The organism is Geobacillus sp. FSL W8-1251 (assembly GCF_038005945.1).
In the GTDB taxonomy this organism is placed as follows: Bacteria; Bacillota; Bacilli; order Bacillales; family Anoxybacillaceae; genus Geobacillus; species Geobacillus stearothermophilus.
Genome location: NZ_JBBOUF010000001.1, coordinates 2,181,805 through 2,203,996 on the forward strand (window position 1 = coordinate 2,181,805; position 22,192 = coordinate 2,203,996).

General features: G+C 48.0%; 18 protein-coding genes, 2 rRNA genes and 1 pseudogene. 14 read left to right on the plus strand and 7 right to left on the minus strand.

Annotated features, from left to right (window positions below):
- Nucleotides 1–7: 7 nt before the first annotated feature.
- Nucleotides 8–607 carry a hypothetical protein gene (locus tag NSS88_RS11480; protein WP_341084628.1) on the plus strand — a complete coding sequence of 200 codons (600 nt, stop codon included), beginning with the start codon at nt 8–10 and terminating at the stop codon, nt 605–607.
- Nucleotides 608–809: 202 nt separating this feature from the next.
- Here the strand turns inward: NSS88_RS11480 and NSS88_RS11485 are convergent, their stop codons facing one another.
- From NSS88_RS11485 to NSS88_RS11500, 4 genes and pseudogenes are all read right to left on the minus strand, one after another.
- Nucleotides 810–1,610: an ExeA family protein gene (locus NSS88_RS11485; protein ID WP_069303982.1), complete on the minus strand. Its 801-nt coding sequence runs from the start codon at nt 1,608–1,610 to the stop codon at nt 810–812.
- The gene (locus tag NSS88_RS11490; protein ID WP_341083740.1) at nt 1,603–2,856 is read right to left on the minus strand and encodes an IS481 family transposase; all 1,254 of its coding nucleotides are present in this window, start codon (nt 2,854–2,856) and stop codon (nt 1,603–1,605) included. Before NSS88_RS11490 ends, NSS88_RS11485 begins: the two co-directional genes overlap by 8 nt.
- A 152-nt stretch (nt 2,857–3,008) precedes the next feature.
- Nucleotides 3,009–3,554: a DUF6431 domain-containing protein gene (locus tag NSS88_RS11495; RefSeq protein ID WP_033011705.1), complete on the minus strand. Its 546-nt coding sequence runs from the start codon at nt 3,552–3,554 to the stop codon at nt 3,009–3,011.
- 153 nt (nt 3,555–3,707) lie between these two features.
- Nucleotides 3,708–3,860, minus strand: a pseudogene (locus tag NSS88_RS11500) (IS1182 family transposase); the annotation flags it as partial.
- A gap of 523 nt (nt 3,861–4,383) precedes the next feature.
- On the opposite strand from NSS88_RS11500, the gene NSS88_RS11505 reads away from it, so the two are divergent.
- Nucleotides 4,384–5,442, plus strand: a complete 1,059-nt coding sequence (locus NSS88_RS11505) for an IS630 family transposase (protein ID WP_339239467.1) — start codon at nt 4,384–4,386, stop codon at nt 5,440–5,442.
- Here NSS88_RS11505 and NSS88_RS11510 read toward each other — a convergent pair.
- Nucleotides 5,425–5,658, minus strand: coding sequence for a hypothetical protein (locus NSS88_RS11510; RefSeq protein ID WP_341084636.1), 234 nt, complete (start codon nt 5,656–5,658; stop codon nt 5,425–5,427). The genes NSS88_RS11505 and NSS88_RS11510 overlap by 18 nt on opposite strands.
- Before the next feature lie 272 nt (nt 5,659–5,930).
- Here NSS88_RS11510 and NSS88_RS11515 point away from each other — a divergent pair, with 272 nt between their 5' ends.
- From NSS88_RS11515 to NSS88_RS11555, 9 genes are all read left to right on the plus strand, one after another.
- The gene (locus NSS88_RS11515) at nt 5,931–6,476 is read left to right on the plus strand and encodes a DUF6431 domain-containing protein (protein ID WP_033011705.1); all 546 of its coding nucleotides are present in this window, start codon (nt 5,931–5,933) and stop codon (nt 6,474–6,476) included.
- 152 nt (nt 6,477–6,628) lie between these two features.
- Nucleotides 6,629–7,882: an IS481 family transposase gene (locus NSS88_RS11520; protein ID WP_094239815.1), complete on the plus strand. Its 1,254-nt coding sequence runs from the start codon at nt 6,629–6,631 to the stop codon at nt 7,880–7,882.
- The gene (locus NSS88_RS11525) at nt 7,875–8,675 is read left to right on the plus strand and encodes an ExeA family protein (RefSeq protein ID WP_064213564.1); all 801 of its coding nucleotides are present in this window, start codon (nt 7,875–7,877) and stop codon (nt 8,673–8,675) included. Before NSS88_RS11520 ends, NSS88_RS11525 begins: the two co-directional genes overlap by 8 nt.
- A 795-nt stretch (nt 8,676–9,470) precedes the next feature.
- Nucleotides 9,471–10,154 (plus strand): hypothetical protein, encoded by a 684-nt coding sequence (locus NSS88_RS11530; RefSeq protein ID WP_341084639.1) that lies wholly within the window; start codon nt 9,471–9,473, stop codon nt 10,152–10,154.
- A 116-nt stretch (nt 10,155–10,270) separates the two neighbouring features.
- Nucleotides 10,271–11,005: a hypothetical protein gene (locus tag NSS88_RS11535; protein ID WP_033844459.1), complete on the plus strand. Its 735-nt coding sequence runs from the start codon at nt 10,271–10,273 to the stop codon at nt 11,003–11,005.
- A 206-nt stretch (nt 11,006–11,211) separates the two neighbouring features.
- The gene (locus tag NSS88_RS11540; RefSeq protein WP_033844458.1) at nt 11,212–11,799 is read left to right on the plus strand and encodes a hypothetical protein; all 588 of its coding nucleotides are present in this window, start codon (nt 11,212–11,214) and stop codon (nt 11,797–11,799) included.
- A 341-nt stretch (nt 11,800–12,140) separates the two neighbouring features.
- Nucleotides 12,141–12,350 carry a hypothetical protein gene (locus NSS88_RS11545; RefSeq protein ID WP_033020377.1) on the plus strand — a complete coding sequence of 70 codons (210 nt, stop codon included), beginning with the start codon at nt 12,141–12,143 and terminating at the stop codon, nt 12,348–12,350.
- Nucleotides 12,351–12,432: 82 nt separating this feature from the next.
- Nucleotides 12,433–13,266, plus strand: coding sequence for a recombinase family protein (locus NSS88_RS11550; protein WP_341084656.1), 834 nt, complete (start codon nt 12,433–12,435; stop codon nt 13,264–13,266).
- 160 nt (nt 13,267–13,426) lie between these two features.
- A complete protein-coding gene (locus NSS88_RS11555; RefSeq protein WP_341084658.1) occupies nt 13,427–14,368 on the plus strand; it encodes a zinc ribbon domain-containing protein in 942 nt (313 codons plus the stop codon).
- Between the two features lie 29 nt (nt 14,369–14,397).
- On the opposite strand, the gene NSS88_RS11560 is transcribed toward NSS88_RS11555, so the two are convergent.
- Nucleotides 14,398–15,075: an MgtC/SapB family protein gene (locus tag NSS88_RS11560; protein WP_033016277.1), complete on the minus strand. Its 678-nt coding sequence runs from the start codon at nt 15,073–15,075 to the stop codon at nt 14,398–14,400.
- A gap of 61 nt (nt 15,076–15,136) precedes the next feature.
- Between NSS88_RS11560 and NSS88_RS11565 the strand changes: the two genes are divergently transcribed.
- Nucleotides 15,137–16,045 carry a DMT family transporter gene (locus tag NSS88_RS11565; RefSeq protein WP_055358307.1) on the plus strand — a complete coding sequence of 303 codons (909 nt, stop codon included), beginning with the start codon at nt 15,137–15,139 and terminating at the stop codon, nt 16,043–16,045.
- Here NSS88_RS11565 and NSS88_RS11570 read toward each other — a convergent pair.
- Nucleotides 16,016–16,837: a protein-glutamine gamma-glutamyltransferase gene (locus NSS88_RS11570; protein WP_055358327.1), complete on the minus strand. Its 822-nt coding sequence runs from the start codon at nt 16,835–16,837 to the stop codon at nt 16,016–16,018. The genes NSS88_RS11565 and NSS88_RS11570 overlap by 30 nt on opposite strands.
- Before the next feature lie 577 nt (nt 16,838–17,414).
- Between NSS88_RS11570 and NSS88_RS11575 the strand changes: the two genes are divergently transcribed.
- Nucleotides 17,415–18,973 (plus strand): 16S ribosomal RNA (locus NSS88_RS11575).
- A 252-nt stretch (nt 18,974–19,225) separates the two neighbouring features.
- A 23S ribosomal RNA gene (locus NSS88_RS11580) occupies nt 19,226–22,153 on the plus strand.
- The 16S and 23S rRNA genes sit together here, the layout of an rRNA operon.
- Nucleotides 22,154–22,192 lie beyond the last annotated feature (39 nt).

A 22,192-nucleotide genomic window follows, 5' to 3' on the forward strand; every position in this document is an offset into this window, starting at 1 on the left:
TGGATCTGTGAAGCAGGTGGTTGTTCGGTCTTCCGTCACGCCTTGGCGTGACGGGGCAAGCCATAGGCTTGCCTTCGACAGTCGAAAATGGACAAACCGCTTTTCCGTCAAGGATATGTTAAACTTCTTCGTTGCATCTATATATTTTGATTATTGGGCAGTAGAGGGAAATCAAACGAACCCTAGTGATTTAAAAGTATATGGGTATGCAGGAACAATGGTGGAGGAGGTAGCTAATTACCGTGGACACACGTTTATAGATATAACACCTGTTCCTAAGCCAGACCAACCACTTAAAATAAATGAAGTATTTCCTGATGAGAATTTAGCAAAGTACTTTGCGGAGTGGATGAGTGCTTTACCAAGTTGGCAAGGTAAATCAGATTCCACATTTAGTATGGCAGAGCTTGACGCAAGAATTAAACTGAATGGTGCTTTAAATTTCAATGCTAGTAATCGAGGTATCAGAAGCTTAAAAGGTATGGAGATATTTGGTGATGTAGCAACTAAGTATAGTGATATTCCAGTTAACTTTAATTTTTCGGGCAATTTACTCGAAGATGTAGATCCTTTATATAAAATAACTTCTGTTCGAACATTATTGTAAACTAGCACATTATTTCAGAATCCCTTTTTCAAATTATTTCAGGCGGATTCGGAAATAATGTGCAAAATTTTTGCGGATTGTTCCGGATTTTGCACATTCTTTCGGAACGTTTGCACGCTCTTTCAGATGAAGATTTCCAGCGCGCCTGATGGACCTATGGAAAAGAGAAAGCACAAAAGAGGCCGATTCGGCCCCTTTCGTGCTAATACCCCATTTCCTCTGCGGCCATGCGCACCATTTCTTCGTCAATGGCGTCCTTTTTCAGCTGATACCCGTATAACAGGCACGTCGTGGCCAACGTGTTGATCACCCGAGGCCATCCCCGCGACTGCAGGGCAATCGCCTCTAACGCCGATGGGGTGAAGATCGGATGCTTCGCCCCGGCCTGTTTCATCCGATGTTCGATGTAGCCCGCCACCTCTTCCTTCTCCAGCGGCCCCATCCGGTATCGCATGATGATCCGCTGGTCGAGAGGGCGGTGCTGATTGAGCCGCAGCTTCCCCTGTAAATGGGGCAGCCCGGCCAAAATCAAGACAAATGGGTTGGTCGAATCCATCTCAAAGTTGAACAAGATCGCGATGTCCTGTAAAAATGCATCCTTCGCTAAATGCATCTCATCCAAAATGAACACCGGCGTGATCCGCCGTTCATGATACAATCGCTCGATCGCCTGCTGGATTTGGCGGAAGAGGTCTACCTTGCGGTACTTCGGTTCCTCTCCTAATCCCAAGGCCAGTCCACGGTAAAAATCCATCACGCCTCCGGTGGATAACGGAAAGTAGACGACATGATACAATGATGGATTCAATGACTCTTTCAGCGCCCGAAGGGCGAACGTCTTGCCCGCCCCCGGCTCTCCGATCAACAGCCCGATCCCCCGGGTTCGTTTCACGTACTCCAGCGCCCGCAACGCTTCCTGAAATGACGCCCCTTGATACGCCTCGGACGGGTCTGTTTCTTTCGCAAACGGCTCCCGCGAAAGGGAGTAAAACGATTTATACACCGTGTTCTCCCTCCTTCGCCGGAATCGCCGCAAACGGGGACCGATGGCGTTTTACATAGGCATTGTCCTCCAAACGCACCCGAATGGCTTCCGCCACCCGTTTGCCATCTTCGTACACATAGACGCCTCGTTCGTCATAGCGGAGCTCAATCGATTGCCCAATGAACCGAGGCGGCACTTCGTATAGCTGTTTATTCAGGGTGATTGTGCCATCGGCTTTCACCTTGCGGTGCTCCCGTTTCAGAAAAATCGCATCCAGCCAATCGCCATCTTCGATGAACGACACGAGATGCACTTGCGATTGAAACACCTCATGCGGCGTTTTTCCGTCCAGTGAGGCGTGCGGTTTTCGATGATACTCCTCTTCAAGCCACTTCCAAAAACGCTCGTTCAACTCGTCAAGCGATTTCGGCGGATTCAGCTCCAACAGTGGATAAAACCGTGTCTGTACGGTGCGGAAGAACCGTTCGATTTTTCCCTTGCTTTGCGGGTCATACGGCTGGGTGTGGATGAGTGTAATCCCCATCTCGGCGCACGCATACTGCAGCACCTCGGACCGATAAATTTTCCCGTTGTCCGAGTAAATGCGTTTCGGCTTCCCGCAACGAAGCACCGCTTCCTTCGTGACGATCCGCAGCCCGTCAAACTTCTCCGAAGGGAAAAATTGGGCATATGGCACTAACCGCGAGCAGTCATCGATATACGCGATCAAAAACGTTTTCTGGGCTTTCCCATGGACGCGAATCGTGGGTCCATGGGATAAGTCCCCTTGCCAAAGCTCATTGATCTGGTCATACGCAAAGCGCTTTCGCTCCGGCATCGGCAAGATTTCTTTCCCGACAAGGTTGTGTTTTTTCAATAATCGGTATATAGTAAAGTAAGAGATATGGTTTTTTGGGATTTCCCCCTGCTCGATCAGGTGTTCGTAGAACACCGTCACGGGCATGGTGGGATGTTCTTTTCTTAGGGCTAAAATATGATCCTCATCATCGGGCGACAGACGCCTTGAGTGGCCGCGGTCCGAACGGCGCTTCGGCTTTAAGGCGTCAAAGCCCCCTTTTTTGTATCGGGTGCACCAATCGAGGATCGTCTTGGCTGCGATTCGTTTGTCTCCCTGGTGGGGAACATGGTGCACTCGCTCGCTCACCTCTTTCAGATACGTCTTCGGTTCCACCTGCCCATTCACCAACGGAGCGATTAGCCCGTACCGAAACAGGGCAATGTCGTGTCTCATCGACTCATTCATTCAAATCTCCTCCTTGTCTCACTTGGAATCAGGACCGTTCCGGTCCGTCTGCCCTTATCGTACCGAATTGCTTTTTCTCCGTCGATAGGAAAGGTTTGTGGGAACCGAAACTATTTCCAATTTAGGGTATGTATGTAAAATCAGGATCCCATTTAATTCGCAAAAGGGTGTCGGAATCCGCCCTCCCACATCTCTCTGATGGCCGAATCAAGACCGTGTTCCTCTAACGTCTGGATCCACCAAGAAGCCCGTTCCTTTTCTTTTTTCACGATAGGGCCTATGATCCTCCACCGCCTCGCAAAAAAGCTGTGAAGGCTTGATAGGTTTCGGTAGAACCGTCGGACATAAAAGATGATGCCGTCCTTTGTCGGGAGAAACGGAGCCTGGTTCGTCCTTTCGGTCAATCCCAACTGCTCTTTCACGACTTGCCATATGGCGGACAACGTATACTGAAAATACGGGAGGAGAAAGGAAGGCAGCACACTCACCGTCTTCAAGCATTCCCGACAGCGATACCGGACAATCCAAATGCGATAATCACCATGTGGGGTCAATGCGTTTCGCTCATAGTAACCGTGGCGGTGCAACGGGCGCTTGGCCCGGCAATGCGGACACTTTTTCAGAAGAGGGAAGTCGTTTTCTTTTCCACGCTCTGCATACGTTTGGACGTCAATGCCAAAGTCATGAAATTGGATCACGTCCTCCTCCCCCTCCTATGAACCGATGGATTTTCTCTTCCGAAATAATTCACAAAAAATTTAGCACATTCTTTCAGAAAAGGGGAGAGGGCTTTCTGAAGGAATGTGCAAAAAAATGTCTCTTTTGTTCCGAAATAAAGTGATAATTTACACTTTGTCCTCTGAATAAAACGGTTTTAATAAGGAGTACACGTAATCCCAATCCATCACTTTATCGATTTGAACAAGTAAATGACGTTTATCGTACATTTTTTCATACGCTTTTCTGTTCTTTTTCAATTCTGACTTGGAGAAAGGACGGTACATGCTTCTACTCCTCTTTCTTCATAGTTTTCCTTTAACATATTAACAAAAGAAAAACGATTTTGTCCTTGACAAAATCGTTTTTCAACAGTCTGCATTAGATGCAACATCTAATGGTTCTTATACATTCAACGATTTTCACTTAATACTCGATCCAACCATTCTTTGACTTCAGCTACGGATTTATTGAGATTATGTCCAAACCTAACTGTGCTAGAAGGGATTAGTATATCATGATGTTTCAACACATTAAATACCCGATAAACCAACACACGAGGAGCCTCATCATATCCACTTCTGCTTCTAATTTCATCTTCCATTAATTTTGTGATATCAGAAACTTTGATGTTTCGTCTACCACTTGCAAATTGTTCAACGGTACAAAGAATGATATCACGGAACAGATGGATAGGTAAAATGTCTGTAATATATATATGCTCATTGAAAAGTTAACCTTCGTATAAGTGGTGCCCACTCCGGTTATACTGCTCCTAAGGAAAAGCATGGAAAAGGAGCGGAATTCTGCATGAAACGTCTCAAAATCACCAACGATCACGGATGGACACCTCGGACACTTCGCAAACAGGAACGGAAAATCAAAAACACCCTTCTTCGCCAACGGGTGATGGCGGTTCGCCTGGTCATGGAAGGCTATTTGGGCAAAGAGGTGGCCTCCATGGTCAACGTGTGCCGACAAACCGTTTCCCATTATGTGTCGCTGTTCAACGAAGGCGGTCTGGAGCTCTTGCTTCATCGGGATTTCGCCCCCGGGCGGGAGCCGTTTCTCACCGAAGAACAGCAGGAAGAGATCAAACAGCTTGTGTTGACCACCACTCCCGCGGAACTGGGCTGGGACGTCGCTTCGGCGTGGAACACCAAACTCCTGCAATCCTATGTCGAAAAGCACTTCGGTGTTTCCATTTCCCGCGAAGCGTTGCGAAAACTCCTGCACCGCAAAGGGCTGTCGTGGACACGGCCGACCTACACATTGGCGAAAGGCGATCCGGATCGACAAAAGAATTTTGAGAAACAGATCGACTTCATAAAAAAAAACTTAATGGATCCTGATTCGGTCTTGTTGTACCTTGATGAAACACATATCCGCTCTTACCATGTCTTGCGGTCCACATGGTCGGAAGTCGGCCGCCAAAAACAAGTGCCGACGTTCGGCCATCATGCCCACGTATCGCTGTTTGGCGCGGTCAACATCCACGATGGCGAAACGGTGCTTCATCAAACGACCGCTGCCAATGCCGCGACGTTCTTGGATTTCTTGAGAATGCTCAAAGAGCGCTATCCGGACCGTCTCATGGTCTTGGTGTTGGATAACGCCCGCATTCACCATGCCAAAATGGTCAAGGAGTTTTTGCAGGAAGAAGGGCAGTGTTTTCACTTTATTTACCTTCCTCCCTATTCGCCACAGCTGAACCCGATCGAACGCTTATGGAAATGGCTGAAAGATACGGTGATTGCCAATGTATTTCACAAGGATCGCAACGATATCATTCAAGCCATTACTCGGTTTGTCCACTACATCCACGAACGTCCGGAGGAAGTGCTGCAGCGCTTAGGGTGTGCAGGATGACTGAGAAGTTAACTCTTCATGTTGCATGTATATAGTAGCATCGATTTTATACTCTGTAAGGATACGCACCATACCTTCTTGATGATCAACCATCAAATGAGTTCGATTGACGATAGGTACATCTAGAATCATTGAATTAGCAGTATCGATGAGATAGAGTTGATAATCTACCCATTGTTTTTGGATAGTACTAATGTCATCGGCAAATTGCTTCATTTGGTCTTGAACTTCTTTGAAACTTTCAGTGTGGGTTTCATCAATCTCGACACCTTGAAAGAAGTTATTAAAAGTGTCGACCAGTTGTTCAAAGCACTTATTAATCGTTTCAATCCTGCCTGTAAATTATCACTTTATTTCGGAACAAAAGAGACATTTTTTTGCACATTCCTTCAGAAAGCCCTCTCCCCTTTTCTGAAAGGATGTGCTAAATTTTTTGTGAATTATTTCGGAAGAGAAAATCCATCGGTTCATAGGAGGGGGAGGAGGACGTGATTCAATTTCATGACTTTGGCATTGACGTCCAAACGTATGCAGAGCGTGGAAAAGAAAACGACTTCCCTCTTCTGAAAAAGTGTCCGCATTGCCGGGCCAAGCGCCCGTTGCACCGCCACGGTTACTATGAGCGAAACGCATTGACCCCACATGGTGATTATCGCATTTGGATTGTCCGGTATCGCTGTCGGGAATGCTTGAAGACGGTGAGTGTGCTGCCTTCCTTTCTCCTCCCGTATTTTCAGTATACGTTGTCCGCCATATGGCAAGTCGTGAAAGAGCAGTTGGGATTGACCGAAAGGACGAACCAGGCTCCGTTTCTCCCGACAAAGGACGGCATCATCTTTTATGTCCGACGGTTCTACCGAAACCTATCAAGCCTTCACAGCTTTTTTGCGAGGCGGTGGAGGATCATAGGCCCTATCGTGAAAAAAGAAAAGGAACGGGCTTCTTGGTGGATCCAGACGTTAGAGGAACACGGTCTTGATTCGGCCATCAGAGAGATGTGGGAGGGCGGATTCCGACACCCTTTTGCGAATTAAATGGGATCCTGATTTTACATACATACCCTAAATTGGAAATAGTTTCGGTTCCCACAAACCTTTCCTATCGACGGAGAAAAAGCAATTCGGTACGATAAGGGCAGGAGGACCGGAACGGTCCTGATTCCAAGTGAGACCAGGAGGAGATTTGAATGAATGAGTCGATGAGACACGACATTGCCCTGTTTCGGTACGGGCTAATCGCTCCGTTGGTGAATGGGCAGGTGGAACCGAAGACGTATCTGAAAGAGGTGAGCGAGCGAGTGCACCATGTTCCCCACCAGGGAGACAAACGAATCGCAGCCAAGACGATCCTCGATTGGTGCACCCGATACAAAAAAGGGGGCTTTGACGCCTTAAAGCCGAAGCGCCGTTCGGACCGCGGCCACTCAAGGCGTCTGTCGCCCGATGATGAGGATCATATTTTAGCCCTAAGAAAAGAACATCCCACCATGCCCGTGACGGTGTTCTACGAACACCTGATCGAGCAGGGGGAAATCCCAGAAAATCATACCTCTTACTTTACTATATACCGATTGTTGAAAAAACACAACCTGGTGGGAAAAGAAATCTTGCCGATGCCGGAGCGAAAGCGTTTTGCGTATGACCAGATCAATGAGCTATGGCAAGGGGACTTATCCCATGGACCCACGATTCGCGTCCATGGGAAAGCCCAGAAAACGTTTTTGATCGCGTATATCGATGACTGCTCGCGGTTAGTGCCATATGCCCAATTTTTCCCTTCGGAGAAGTTTGACGGGCTGCGGATCGTCACGAAGGAAGCGGTGCTTCGTTGCGGGAAGCCGAAACGCATTTACTCGGACAACGGGAAAATTTATCGGTCCGAGGTGCTGCAGTATGCGTGCGCCGAGATGGGGATTACACTCATCCACACCCAGCCGTATGACCCGCAAAGCAAGGGAAAAATCGAACGGTTCTTCCGCACCGTACAGACACGGTTTTATCCACTGTTGGAGCTGAATCCGCCGAAATCGCTTGACGAGTTGAACGAGCGTTTTTGGAAGTGGCTTGAAGAGGAGTATCATCGAAAACCGCACGCCTCACTGGACGGAAAAACGCCGCATGAGGTGTTTCAATCGCAAGTGCATCTCGTGTCGTTCATCGAAGATGGCGATTGGCTGGATGCGATTTTTCTGAAACGGGAGCACCGCAAGGTGAAAGCCGATGGCACGATCACCCTGAATAAACAGCTATACGAAGTGCCGCCTCGGTTCATTGGGCAATCGATTGAGCTCCGCTATGACGAACGAGGCGTCTATGTGTACGAAGAGGGCAAACGGGTGGCGGAAGCCATTCGGGTGCGTTTGGAGGACAACGCCTATGTAAAACGCCATCGGTCCCCGTTTGCGGCGATTCCGGCGAAGGAGGGAGAACACGGTGTATAAATCGTTTTACTCCCTTTCGCGGGAGCCGTTTGCGAAAGAAACAGACCCGTCCGAGGCGTATCAAGGGGCGTCATTTCAGGAAGCGTTGCGGGCGCTGGAGTACGTGAAACGAACCCGGGGGATCGGGCTGTTGATCGGAGAGCCGGGGGCGGGCAAGACGTTCGCCCTTCGGGCGCTGAAAGAGTCATTGAATCCATCATTGTATCATGTCGTCTACTTTCCGTTATCCACCGGAGGCGTGATGGATTTTTACCGTGGACTGGCCTTGGGATTAGGAGAGGAACCGAAGTACCGCAAGGTAGACCTCTTCCGCCAAATCCAGCAGGCGATCGAGCGATTGTATCATGAACGGCGGATCACGCCGGTGTTCATTTTGGATGAGATGCATTTAGCGAAGGATGCATTTTTACAGGACATCGCGATCTTGTTCAACTTTGAGATGGATTCGACCAACCCATTTGTCTTGATTTTGGCCGGGCTGCCCCATTTACAGGGGAAGCTGCGGCTCAATCAGCACCGCCCTCTCGACCAGCGGATCATCATGCGATACCGGATGGGGCCGCTGGAGAAGGAAGAGGTGGCGGGCTACATCGAACATCGGATGAAACAGGCCGGGGCGAAGCATCCGATCTTCACCCCATCGGCGTTAGAGGCGATTGCCCTGCAGTCGCGGGGATGGCCTCGGGTGATCAACACGTTGGCCACGACGTGCCTGTTATACGGGTATCAGCTGAAAAAGGACGCCATTGACGAAGAAGTGGTGCGCATGGCCGCAGAGGAAATGGGGTATTAGCACGAAAGGGGCCGAATCGGCCTCTTTTGTGCTTTCTCTTTTCCATAGGTCCATCAGGCGCGCTGGAAATCTTCATCTGAAAGAGCGTGCAAACGTTCCGAAAGAATGTGCAAAATCCGGAACAATCCGCAAAAATTTTGCACATTATTTCCGAATCCGCCTGAAATAATTTGAAAAAGGGATTCTGAAATAATGTGCTAGTTTACACTGCCCGCTAATAATTCCTTTTCACTCATGATATCACCCCCATAATTCATAACTTCGATAATAGATATGACAATCGGGTATGAGTTATTCCTGAAAATTTGGTACTTTTCTACTTTGAGAGGGTGTATATTGAACTGTTTAGGGGAGATAGGTAACAGTTTGTTCGTAGAGTGTAACCTTCCGAACAGGAAGAGTGTAAATCGTTAAGGGGGTTCTTCGAGATTTTTTTTTTATGACATTACAGTGGATGTGCAGCATTTAATGGTCAATATAGGTGCTGGATAGGGGGCACATAAAAAATTTTTCAAGACAATTTTAATTTTTTTTAAGAAAATAGGAAAAATCCAAGACATAAATCAAGAGATGAGAAATAGGTGTGTAAGGTTAATAAATAAAAAGTAAAGGGGTACCTGAATCCGTGACAGCAGCTCATCAAAAGCACCGGAAAACGTAATCATATCAAGGGTTTAGCCCAGTTTCGGATGTTCACTTATTGAGTGAAAAGCAAAAAGTGTGATATTTGTTGATTTATCAAGCTTTCTCAGCAGTTTGAACGCGTTTTTATCACGGATTCAGGGGGTAATTAAAATGGCAAAAACTAGAAAAATTAAATCGGAACTTCATACAAATGTATATTATACTTTTTTTAATCCGAACAAGAGTGTTTTAAGTGGTGCTAAGTATGAAAAAGTAATTAATTCCGAATTTAAGATTGACAATTATGCTAAATTAATTAGGAGTTACTTCAATCAACCCATAAAGGGGTTTAAACTTAAAGACTCAAAAGAATTGGAAGGTGTAAAAATAATAGTAGACCCAGTATTATTAAAAAGTAAAAATTCTTCAGTAAAAGATATACTTCTTGGTTTGTCAGTTAAAATTGATTCTTTTGAAGATTCTTATATAAAAGGTAAGATTCATGATATTTGTATGGGTTACGAAAAATCTTTAATCGAAATGTTTGAAAATGACGGTGTAATCGGTGTAGCAGAACATAGAATAAAAATGCTTAGATTATTGCATCATAAAGTGACTCCTTTTTGCAAATTGGCAAACGTAGAATTTTCTTCACGGGTAGATAATTCCTTTAGTAACTTTTTTGATTTTAAATTATCTGTAAAATTCTCAAATACTTTATACAATTGTCAAAGTGTAGCGATGAATTTTTATAATTTTGTTAGGAATAATAATCATGATGTGGATTTCAATGATTATAATATCGATTATATTCTAAGGAATTTTCTAGAGGATTTTGTGGAGGGTTTAAAGTAAGACTCATAGTAGTTATGTTCAAAAGAAAACTGTTCTATTTCAGAACGGTTTTCTTTTTATTTGTCCGTACCCTTAAAGTGGTAACATAGACACATCTTTAAAGGGAGGGGGTAAAAATGAAAAAGTCTTTTCTTATATTGCTTTTGATAATGCCACTGATGTTGTTTCTTCACTCTAAAGAAAGTTGGCAGAGTGTTTATGTGAAATATTTAGATAGCATCTTCGAATCCAGAGATACATTTCTCGACCCGAATGACGAGTTAGTATTAATCGATTTAGATATGAATGGGGTTCCAGAGCTTTTAGGCGGTTCGGTAGGTCGTTTAACATCTCCGATCAATGTGGCGATAACTGTAAGAGGTGGCAAGATCGTACATTTAAAGCATAAAGGTGCAGGTATATCGGGCGCACCTAGTGAGAGCAAGACTCGTTTTCATATTGGAATGTGGGCGTTTTCGGTACAGGATTCGAACATAGCGTTATATCGGGGTAATGGTCATTACATATTTATCGGAGAAGACGGCACAAGTGGTCTAGATAGTTGGAGCAGTGGATTGTTTGAAATAAAGTTAGAAGGCGACAAGATTTACACGAAGCAGATCAGTTACGCATTTGGACCAAATCCATTTAATGTATGCGATGGATGCGAGGCAGAGTCTAAAGGGTACAAGTTAGGAACTCAATCGGTATCTCGCGCAGCGTATGAAAAAGGTTTAAAAAGGTATTTTTCTCGATTAGAGGCAGTCGACAGTGGTGCGGTTTCGATAGATGTATGGAAAGTATATGATTTTGATAAAGGTAAAGTAAACCTGCAGAAAATAGAGGAATTTGTAAGGAGTTATGGTCGTTAGCAGCGGTGGTTCATCGCTTGTAAAAGGGGGTATTTGCTCTTAAAAAGGCATTTCAACAAAAAATACCCGAAAAGTTTTTCAAAACGCTAGAGATAAGCGAATTTTAAGAATAAAATCGTGAGCTGTTTTATAAGTAGTTGACTAATAAAAACCTGCATAAAGCAGGTTTTTATTAGTTAGGAACCGAATTAAGGGAGGTTTTAGGGATGCCAAAAAGGATTGGAAAGAGAGATTCGAGGTTATGGAATAAGGGGGATGTATCGAAAATAGTACCTTACACGTCAAGGGGGTTGAGGTTAGCAGAGCAGATAATGAAGACGCTAGGTGTCAAGGAAAGTATTATAGATGCTTTTAAGAATGGGGAGATACTGGTCACCAACAGTTTAAGACCGACAATGATAGTCCAAGAGGGGGGAACAGACAGAGACAAAGAAATAATAGATGAATTAGATCAAAACGGGTTGATGGTTTACCATGTATTGTTTTCATGCATCATGTTAGGGAAAAAGCCGGATATTCATAGCGAATTTGAAGTAAATACATTCGAGCAGGTAGTGCCAATTAAGAGTTATTTGTATGTTCCGAAAGATATCTTTGAAGAAGCGATTTACATAGATCCAGATTTAATGGATAAGCCTCGCGAGGTAGTGATAAAGGAATATGTAGAGCATACAATCTTTAAGGCAAAGCAGGGTTATCTCTCCGCATATACGTTAAACGAGGAAACAAATGTTGCTATGTTCGATGAAATCTCTGTTAGTAGGGTTCAGGGAGATTTGATAAGAGTAGAATAGCTTAGCTTAGATTTATGAAGGGGGACATTAAAAATCAGAATTCATACTAATTAAAAAATCAGCACCTAAGAGACCAGTAACTGACCTTATACAGGTTAGCTGGAGAATTAGGTGCTATTTTTTTTTGTCTTTTTACTGAGTAAGTAAGAAACATTAAGTAATTTCCGGAACATATTGACTCTAGTTAGGGGTAATTAACACCTTTTAAGGACATCTGAAAACAAAAGGTGCAAATATTTTAAAAACGTCTGCTTTTGGCCTAAAATTCAAGACCTGCACCAAGAGATTTTTTATACGGGCATGGGGTCAATCCCTAATTCTCGGTATGGGGTGAAGGTCACATGTCCACTTTAGAAGCTGTTGTTATTGATGGTCAAAAGTATTTACCAATCATCGAAAACGATGAAGTCATCGGTGTTAAAAGATTTAATGAGAAGCATGGAATGTGGGTTGTGGTAAAGTTCATAGAAAGTAATGTCAATGCGGAAAGAGAGTTATTGGAAATGTTAACCCAAGAATATATAAGGCAGAAAACAGAATCAAACAATTGACATGGTCTAGGTAGCGAGTTAACACAAAGGTAGTGTAACTAACAACTATAAAATGAAATATAAAGTTAAGGGTGGTATTTGAATGGTAATGGATGGTGTGAAGAAAAGAGTTGCTACGCTTTACAGGGTATCGACAAAAGGACAGCTCGATGGTGATGATATTCCTATGCAGCGAAATGCTTGCAGATCTTTCATCGAGAAGAAGGGTAATTGGGAATTAGTAAAAGAATATATCGAAAAAGGGGTTTCTGGATTTAAGGTATCCGCAAGTAAAAGGGATGCTATTCAACGCGCAAAAGAAGATGCCGAAAATGGTTTGTTTGATGTTCTTTTAGTATTTATGTTTGACCGTCTGGGTAGGAGAGATGATGAGACTCCTTTCATAGTTGAATGGTTTATTAATAATGGAATAGAGGTATGGTCAGTGAAAGAAGGGCAACAAAAGCTAGAAGATCATGCTGATAGGCTTATTAATTATATTCGATTCTGGCAATCAAGTGGAGAGAGTAGAAAAACGTCAATACGAGTAAACGAGAAGCATTCGCAAATGGTGGAAGATGGTATTTATAGAGGGGGTCTAGTGCCTTATGGCTACAAGACGGTTAATTTGGGGGTTTTCAATAAAAAAGGAAAAGAATTACTTAAGGTTGTAATTGATGAGGAAGAAGCTGAGATTGTTAAAAAAATGTACGATCTTGTTCTTGAGGAGGGATATGGTCAAAGCAGGATAGCTCAATATCTAAACGAAAAAGGTATCCCATCAAAAACAGGGAAAAAATGGACTTCCGGAGCGGTTAATAATGTATTAAGGAACCCAATGTATAAAGGCTACATGGTTTACGCAAGAGGTACTGAAAAAGAAGTGGTATCTAAAGAGAAATTAGAGGAACTATATAGATGCAATTTAAAGCTTTAACATTTTTCGTCTTTGCCGGTCATTGCATCCGACTGTCGAGTGACCGAACAACGCCGCTTAAAGACCCATGAATGGGTCTGTGAAGCGAGTCGTTGTTCGGTCTTCCGTCACGCTAAGGCGTGACGGAGGCAAGCCACACGCTTGCCTTCGACAGTCGAAAATGGGCAAACCACTTTTCTGTCAAGGATATGTTAAACTTCTTTGTTGCATCTATATAGTAATTATTGATGAGGAAAAGTGGAATAAAGTGCAGAGTATACGTGAGAAGAGAAATCCTGAAAATGTAAAAAATAGGGGAGAAGAAAGTATTATTACGACTACGAAAAGCTCTTTGTTGCTTGTGGGGTTAGTAAGATGTGGACATTGTGGAAATCCACTTTGTACAACGTATAATAAAAAGAAATATGTTCGTAAAGATGGAACAGAATATGTAAAGCGTGAGGCTAAATACAGATGTTCGGGTAAAGCACAGAAAAAAGTAGATTGCGATGGACAGACATTGTATTCTCCAAAAAAGATTGAAGGTGTGGTTCTTGATGAACTTTACGATTATTTAGACCAACTTGAAACAATCGACCTTACTAGTAAGATTCAAGAGTTTAAGCAACACAATACTGATAAAGAGGTTAAAACGTTAAAAAAGCTCCAAAGCGAATTTGACAAAGTGAATTCTGCGTTAGTGAAATTAAGAGATGAAGCACTCAAAATAATCATGGGGGAAAGTTCCTTTGATGCAAAAGTTGTTAATGACCTTATTAATCAGAAAGAAAATGAGTTAAGGAAGTTGGAAGAGTCAATTAACAAAGCAAAATTAGATTTAGAATCCAAGACGGTCGAATTATCTGAAATGGAGGAATTGCAGAGATACATTCCTGTATGGAGAGAAGTATTTGAAAAGGCATCAGTGGAAAAAAAGAAGATGATGTTAAGTACAGTAATTGACAAAATCGTTGTTTTTAGAGACCGGGTAGAAATCACTTTTAAAATCTCTTTGAACCGATTTTTAGTAAATGAGGGCAGTCATTCTAACAATGATGCCCTCCCAACTGAGCTAATGCCCCAAACGGTATGGATCATCTGCCCATGTTCCATTATATTATAGTTTGTCGGCTGTTTGCAATCCTTTTTTCATCAGCCGCTTTCAATATCGACATGGACGACGGCGTCGATGGAGCGAATGATGTAGTAAAGCTCGGCGGTCGAGCGCTTTTGGTCAATGACGGCTCTTAGTTTCAGCAAATGCTCATGTTCCTCAACGTCTTTAATGCGGATCGTTTTAATATTGATGCGCTGCTGTTTTAAATGGTCAATCACTTTGGTGATGTTTTTCGCCTCATCGACCGTAATTTGCAGCATCACCTCTTTTTCGCGCAGCTGCTTCGGCCCGAAAAAGTTGATTAAAAATGGAATGAGTTCGACGCTGACAATGAGCAGCGCCACACCGAACGCCGATTCCCAATAAAAGCCCGCGCCAACCGCCACGCCAATCCCTGCCGCCCCCCAAATGATCGCGGCGGTCGTCAGCCCGGTAATGCTGTCGTTGCCGCGGCGCAAAATGACGCCCGCTCCCAGGAACCCAACCCCGGATACGATTTGCGCGGCAAGGCGGAGCGGGTCCATTGTGATATGGTCTTTAAGAGGAAAGACGTACGCCGATTCGATCGAAACGATCGTAAGCAGGCAACTGGAAATGGAAATGACAAGGCACGTTTTCAAGCCGACCGGTTTTCGCTTCAATTCCCGTTCCAACCCGATAATCAGCCCGAGGATGGCGGAAATCCCTAATTTGAGGAACGGATCAAACATCATTTTTTCTCACCTCGTTCATGGTATAATGAATGTAAAAAAATGTTGGTGAGGAGATGGAAACATGAAGCCGCCAAGCGTAGCGAAATCGTATGCTGCGTTATTGATCGGCGCGCTTGCTGTGTCGACATCGGCCATTTTCGTCAAATGGTCGGAGGCGCCGTCGGCCGTTATCGCGTTTTACCGGCTTTTTTTCGCGGTCGTCATCATGACGCCGTTTTTTCTTCGCCATATCCGCGAACTGAAGCGTATTTCCCGACGCGACTGGTGGTTTTCGATTTGTTCCGGCGTGCTGCTTGCGTTTCATTTTATTCTTTGGTTTGAATCGCTCGACTATACTTCCGTCGCCAGCTCGGTCGTGCTTGTGACGCTGCAGCCACTGTTCGCCTTTGCGGGCGGGGCGCTCTTTTTCCGTGAGCGGCTGACGGCGGGCGCGCTCGCAAGCGCTGTTTTGGCGATTGCGGGAAGCGTCTTGATTAGCTGGGGCGATTTTCGCGTCAGCGGCGAAGCGCTCTATGGGGACATGTTGGCGTTGGTGGCGTGCGCGATGGTGACGGCGTACTGGCTGTTCGGCCAAGAAGTGCGCCAACGGTTGTCGCTCATGACGTATACATATATCGTCTATGGCATCAGTGCGGCGGTGTTGTGGCTGTACGCGATGCTGTTTCGCCTTTCGCTGGCGGCGTATCAGCTGACGGATTGGCTTTGTTTTCTCGCCCTTGCCGTCATTCCAACGCTGCTCGGCCACTCGGTGATGAACTGGGCCGTCAAATGGGTGAGCGCCTCGACGGTGTCGATGGCGATTTTGTTTGAACCGGTCGGCGCTTCGGCGTTGGCGTACTGGCTACTCGATGAACCGATCCGCCTGTTTCAATGGATCGGCGGCATTTTTATTTTAACAGGAATCGGGCTGTATTTGTGGGAGAAAAACGAAAAAGGCCCGCTAACGATACAAGAAAGTAGCGGACCCTAACGTCCCGGCGATCCATGGCAGACGGCCGAGCGGCAGGCGGAGTTCGTCGAAGCGGCGGGCGAATTGGGATAAATAAGCGAAGTTCATTTGTGTAATATGAGGAAGAAGATAGGCGGATTTCGTCGCCCACTGCTTCCGCCTCCGGTTGAGGGCGGCGATGATGCCGTCCGCTGTCTCGATGCCGATTCCGTGTCCGTAAAACAAGCCATCGCCCAAATAGATCGTGTTCTCCCCTTGCCATTGCGGCGTCAGCGGATCAACGTCCGGGTTTTTAAAATAAAGGCAGTCCCCGGGGAGAAAGTGTTCTCCCTTTTTCGTTTCGATACCGAGGTCTTTGTCCGTATGCCAGTCATACAGCAGCAAATGGGCAAACAAACGATTGAACGCCGACACGTCAATCCCTTCAAGCACCGCTTTATAAAAAACGATGACGATCGCCGTCGCGCACTCAAAGGCGTACAGTTCGCTGTTGACAAAAATATCATTGATGGCGTCCGATGGAAGAACGTCTGGCCGAAGCTGAAACCCCCCGCGCTCATCCCGCAGCCAGAACTGGCTGTTGCAGCGCGAAAAACGGAAAATGGCAAACTGCGCCCGGCTTTTCGCCAAGTCCACCGAGGCTTGAACGATCTGGCTGCGAAGCTTGATTTCAAACAGCAGTTGCTGTTCGTTCGGATACGTATATAGTTCAGGGGAAGACACAAGGGCGTGCAAAATGCGCTGTTCATTCGGCGGAAGCGAGGACGAGCCGGAAACGTGAAAACCGGACGGAGATGACAAGATGCGAATCAACGCCAAGATGCCTCCTTCAAGAAAGTAAAAATCAAGTAAGTGATGATAGATATATTATTGAAAATGTATGCGCCCGCCGCTCCGCATATTCGTCTGTCTTAGGCGGACAAGTTGCCAAGGCAGCGGGCGCCGTATTCCAACATGATATAAAGGAAGAAGGGGGCAGCAGCGTCGCAAAAAAAATAAAAAAAGGTATTGCATTTTTGTTTTTGAGGTGATATATTAAATAGCGTCGCTGCTAGAACGAACAGTTCGGACGCGACGGGCAAGAAAAACAGTTGACAACGAAAAGATGTTATGTTAGTATAAAGAAGCTGCTTGCGAGAGACAACGGGTTGATGAGGAAGTGAAATTCCTTGCATCCAAGCAGTGCGATCGTTCCTTGAAAACTGAACGAAACGAAGCGCGACGAAAAGCGGAGGTCCGCGGGTCGCCGCGACGGGCAAATGTTCTTCGCCTGCAAGGGTGCTTGCGCCCGGAAGGCGAAGGTTATTTGACCCCCGAGCGGCGGCGGACCGAAGCTGGACAATACGAAAAGCGGAGGTCCGCATGGGCCGAAGCAAAAGCCAATCAACTTTCTTTGGAGAGTTTGATCCTGGCTCAGGACGAACGCTGGCGGCGTGCCTAATACATGCAAGTCGAGCGGACCGGATTGGGGCTTGCCTTGATTCGGTCAGCGGCGGACGGGTGAGTAACACGTGGGCAACCTGCCCGCAAGACCGGGATAACTCCGGGAAACCGGAGCTAATACCGGATAACACCGAAGACCGCATGGTCTTCGGTTGAAAGGCGGCCTTTGGGCTGTCACTTGCGGATGGGCCCGCGGCGCATTAGCTAGTTGGTGAGGTAACGGCTCACCAAGGCGACGATGCGTAGCCGGCCTGAGAGGGTGACCGGCCACACTGGGACTGAGACACGGCCCAGACTCCTACGGGAGGCAGCAGTAGGGAATCTTCCGCAATGGGCGAAAGCCTGACGGAGCGACGCCGCGTGAGCGAAGAAGGCCTTCGGGTCGTAAAGCTCTGTTGTGAGGGACGAAGGAGCGCCGTTCGAAGAGGGCGGCGCGGTGACGGTACCTCACGAGAAAGCCCCGGCTAACTACGTGCCAGCAGCCGCGGTAATACGTAGGGGGCGAGCGTTGTCCGGAATTATTGGGCGTAAAGCGCGCGCAGGCGGTCTCTTAAGTCTGATGTGAAAGCCCACGGCTCAACCGTGGAGGGTCATTGGAAACTGGGGGACTTGAGGGCAGGAGAGGAGAGCGGAATTCCACGTGTAGCGGTGAAATGCGTAGAGATGTGGAGGAACACCAGTGGCGAAGGCGGCTCTCTGGCCTGCACCTGACGCTGAGGCGCGAAAGCGTGGGGAGCAAACAGGATTAGATACCCTGGTAGTCCACGCCGTAAACGATGAGTGCTAAGTGTTAGAGGGGTCACACCCTTTAGTGCTGCAGCTAACGCGATAAGCACTCCGCCTGGGGAGTACGGCCGCAAGGCTGAAACTCAAAGGAATTGACGGGGGCCCGCACAAGCGGTGGAGCATGTGGTTTAATTCGAAGCAACGCGAAGAACCTTACCAGGTCTTGACATCCCCTGACAACCCAAGAGATTGGGCGTTCCCCCTTCGGGGGGACAGGGTGACAGGTGGTGCATGGTTGTCGTCAGCTCGTGTCGTGAGATGTTGGGTTAAGTCCCGCAACGAGCGCAACCCTCGCCTCTAGTTGCCAGCATTCGGTTGGGCACTCTAGAGGGACTGCCGGCGACAAGTCGGAGGAAGGTGGGGATGACGTCAAATCATCATGCCCCTTATGACCTGGGCTACACACGTGCTACAATGGGCGGTACAAAGGGCTGCGAACCCGCGAGGGGGAGCGAATCCCAAAAAGCCGCTCTCAGTTCGGATTGCAGGCTGCAACTCGCCTGCATGAAGCCGGAATCGCTAGTAATCGCGGATCAGCATGCCGCGGTGAATACGTTCCCGGGCCTTGTACACACCGCCCGTCACACCACGAGAGCTTGCAACACCCGAAGTCGGTGAGGTAACCCGCAAGGGAGCCAGCCGCCGAAGGTGGGGCAAGTGATTGGGGTGAAGTCGTAACAAGGTAGCCGTACCGGAAGGTGCGGCTGGATCACCTCCTTTCTAAGGTGAAAAAACGAAGAACAAATCGCGCTTCTGTTTCGTTCAGTTTTGAGGGAACGAGTCATGTTCTCTCAATGACAAAAATCGTTCCTTGAAAACTAGATAACCGGAAAAGCGGAGGTTCGCGGGTCGCCGCGATGGGCAAATGTTCTTCGCCTGCAAGGGTGCTTGCACCCGGAAGGCGAAGGTTATTTGACCCCGAGCGGCGGCGAGCCGACGCTAGACAATAAGGAAGAAGCCGAGAGCGCTGTAGGTTAAGCTAGAAAGGGCGCACGGTGGATGCCTTGGCACTAGGAGCCGATGAAGGACGGGGCAAACGCCGAAACGCTCCGGGGAGCTGTAAGCAAGCGTTGATCCGGAGATGTCCGAATGGGGGAACCCACTGTCCGTAATGGGGCAGTATCCATGCCTGAATCCATAGGGCATGGAGGGCACACCCGGGGAACTGAAACATCTTAGTACCCGGAGGAGAAGAAAGCAAACGCGATTCCCTGAGTAGCGGCGAGCGAAACGGGAACAGCCCAAACCAAGAGGCGTGCCTCTTGGGGTTGTAGGACCGCTCATTGTGGGAGTGAGAAAGGAACGGGGTAGACGAACCGGTCTGGAACGGCCGGCCAGAGAAGGTGACAGCCCTGTAGTCGAAACTTCGTTCCCTCCCGAGCGGATCCTGAGTACGGCGGGACACGGGAAATCCCGTCGGAAGCAGGGAGGACCATCTCCCAAGGCTAAATACTCCCTAGTGACCGATAGTGCACCAGTACCGTGAGGGAAAGGTGAAAAGCACCCCGGAAGGGGAGTGAAAGAGAACCTGAAACCGTGTGCCTACAAGTAGTCAGAGCGCGTTCATGCGTGATGGCGTGCCTTTTGTAGAATGAACCGGCGAGTGACGATGGCGTGCGAGGTTAAGCCGAAGAGGCGGAGCCGCAGCGAAAGCGAGTCTGAACAGGGCGAAAAGTACGTCGTCGTCGACCCGAAACCAGGTGATCTACCCATGTCCAGGGTGAAGGCCGGGTAACACCGGCTGGAGGCCCGAACCCACGCACGTTGAAAAGTGCGGGGATGAGGTGTGGGTAGGGGTGAAATGCCAATCGAACTTGGAGATAGCTGGTTCTCCCCGAAATAGCTTTAGGGCTAGCCTCGGGATGGAGAGTGTTGGAGGTAGAGCACTGATTGGGCTAGGGGCCCTCATCGGGTTACCGAACCCAGTCAAACTCCGAATGCCAACGACTTATGCCCGGGAGTCAGACTGCGAGTGATAAGATCCGTGGTCGAGAGGGAAACAGCCCAGATCGCCAGCTAAGGCCCCAAAGTGCACGTTCAGTGGAAAAGGATGTGGAGTTGCAAAGACAACCAGGATGTTGGCTTAGAAGCAGCCACCATTTAAAGAGTGCGTAATAGCTCACTGGTCGAGTGACTCTGCGCCGAAAATGTACCGGGGCTAAACGTGCCGCCGAAGCTGCGGGATGACCGTTGGTCATCGGTAGGGGAGCGTTCTAAGGGCGTTGAAGCCAGACCGGAAGGACTGGTGGAGCGCTTAGAAGTGAGAATGCCGGTATGAGTAGCGAAAACAGAGGTGAGAATCCTCTGCGCCGAAAGCCTAAGGGTTCCTGAGGAAGGTTCGTCCGCTCAGGGTTAGTCGGGACCTAAGCCGAGGCCGAAAGGCGTAGGTGATGGACAACAGGTTGAGATTCCTGTACCACCTCCTTCCCGTTTGAGCGATGGGGGGACGCAGGAGGATAGGGCGAGCAGGCGGCTGGAAGAGCCTGTCCAAGCCGCAAGGCTGATCCGTAGGCAAATCCGCGGATTGTAAGGCCAAGCGGTGATGGCGACGGAGTCATCCGGAAGTCCCCGATTTCACACTGCCAAGAAAAGCCTCTAGCGAGGGAAGAGGTGCCCGTACCGCAAACCGACACAGGTAGGCGAGGAGAGAATCCTAAGGCGCGCGGGAGAACTCTCGTTAAGGAACTCGGCAAAATGACCCCGTAACTTCGGGAGAAGGGGTGCTCGTTTGGGTGAAGAGCCCGAACGAGCCGCAGTGAAAAGGCCCAAGCGACTGTTTATCAAAAACACAGGTCTCTGCGAAGCCGAAAGGCGACGTATAGGGGCTGACACCTGCCCGGTGCTGGAAGGTTAAGGGGAGCGCTTAGCGGAAGCGAAGGTGCGAACCGAAGCCCCAGTAAACGGCGGCCGTAACTATAACGGTCCTAAGGTAGCGAAATTCCTTGTCGGGTAAGTTCCGACCCGCACGAAAGGTGTAACGACTTGGGCGCTGTCTCAACGAGAGACCCGGTGAAATTATACTACCTGTGAAGATGCAGGTTACCCGCGACAGGACGGAAAGACCCCGTGGAGCTTTACTGCAGCCTGATATGGAATTTTGGTATCGCTTGTACAGGATAGGTGGGAGCCTGGGAAGCCGGAGCGCCAGCTTCGGTGGAGGCGGCGGTGGGATACCACCCTGGCGGTATTGAAGTTCTAACCTGCACCCCTTAGCGGGGTGGGAGACAGTGTCAGGCGGGCAGTTTGACTGGGGCGGTCGCCTCCCAAAAGGTAACGGAGGCGCCCAAAGGTTCCCTCAGAATGGTTGGAAATCATTCGGAGAGTGCAAAGGCACAAGGGAGCTTGACTGCGAGACGGACAGGTCGAGCAGGGACGAAAGTCGGGCTTAGTGATCCGGTGGTTCCGCATGGAAGGGCCATCGCTCAACGGATAAAAGCTACCCCGGGGATAACAGGCTGATCTCCCCCAAGAGTCCACATCGACGGGGAGGTTTGGCACCTCGATGTCGGCTCATCGCATCCTGGGGCTGTAGTCGGTCCCAAGGGTTGGGCTGTTCGCCCATTAAAGCGGTACGCGAGCTGGGTTCAGAACGTCGTGAGACAGTTCGGTCCCTATCCGTCGCGGGCGCAGGAAATTTGAGAGGAGCTGTCCTTAGTACGAGAGGACCGGGATGGACGCACCGCTGGTGTACCAGTTGTCCCGCCAGGGGCACCGCTGGGTAGCTATGTGCGGACGGGATAAGCGCTGAAAGCATCTAAGCGTGAAGCCCCCCTCAAGATGAGATTTCCCACCGCGTCAGGCGGGTAAGATCCCTCGAAGATGACGAGGTCGATAGGTCCGAGGTGGAAGCGTGGCGACACGTGGAGCTGACGGATACTAATCGATCGAGGGCTTGACCTATAAGCGGCTTCTTCCGACGGTTATCTAGTTTTGAAGGAA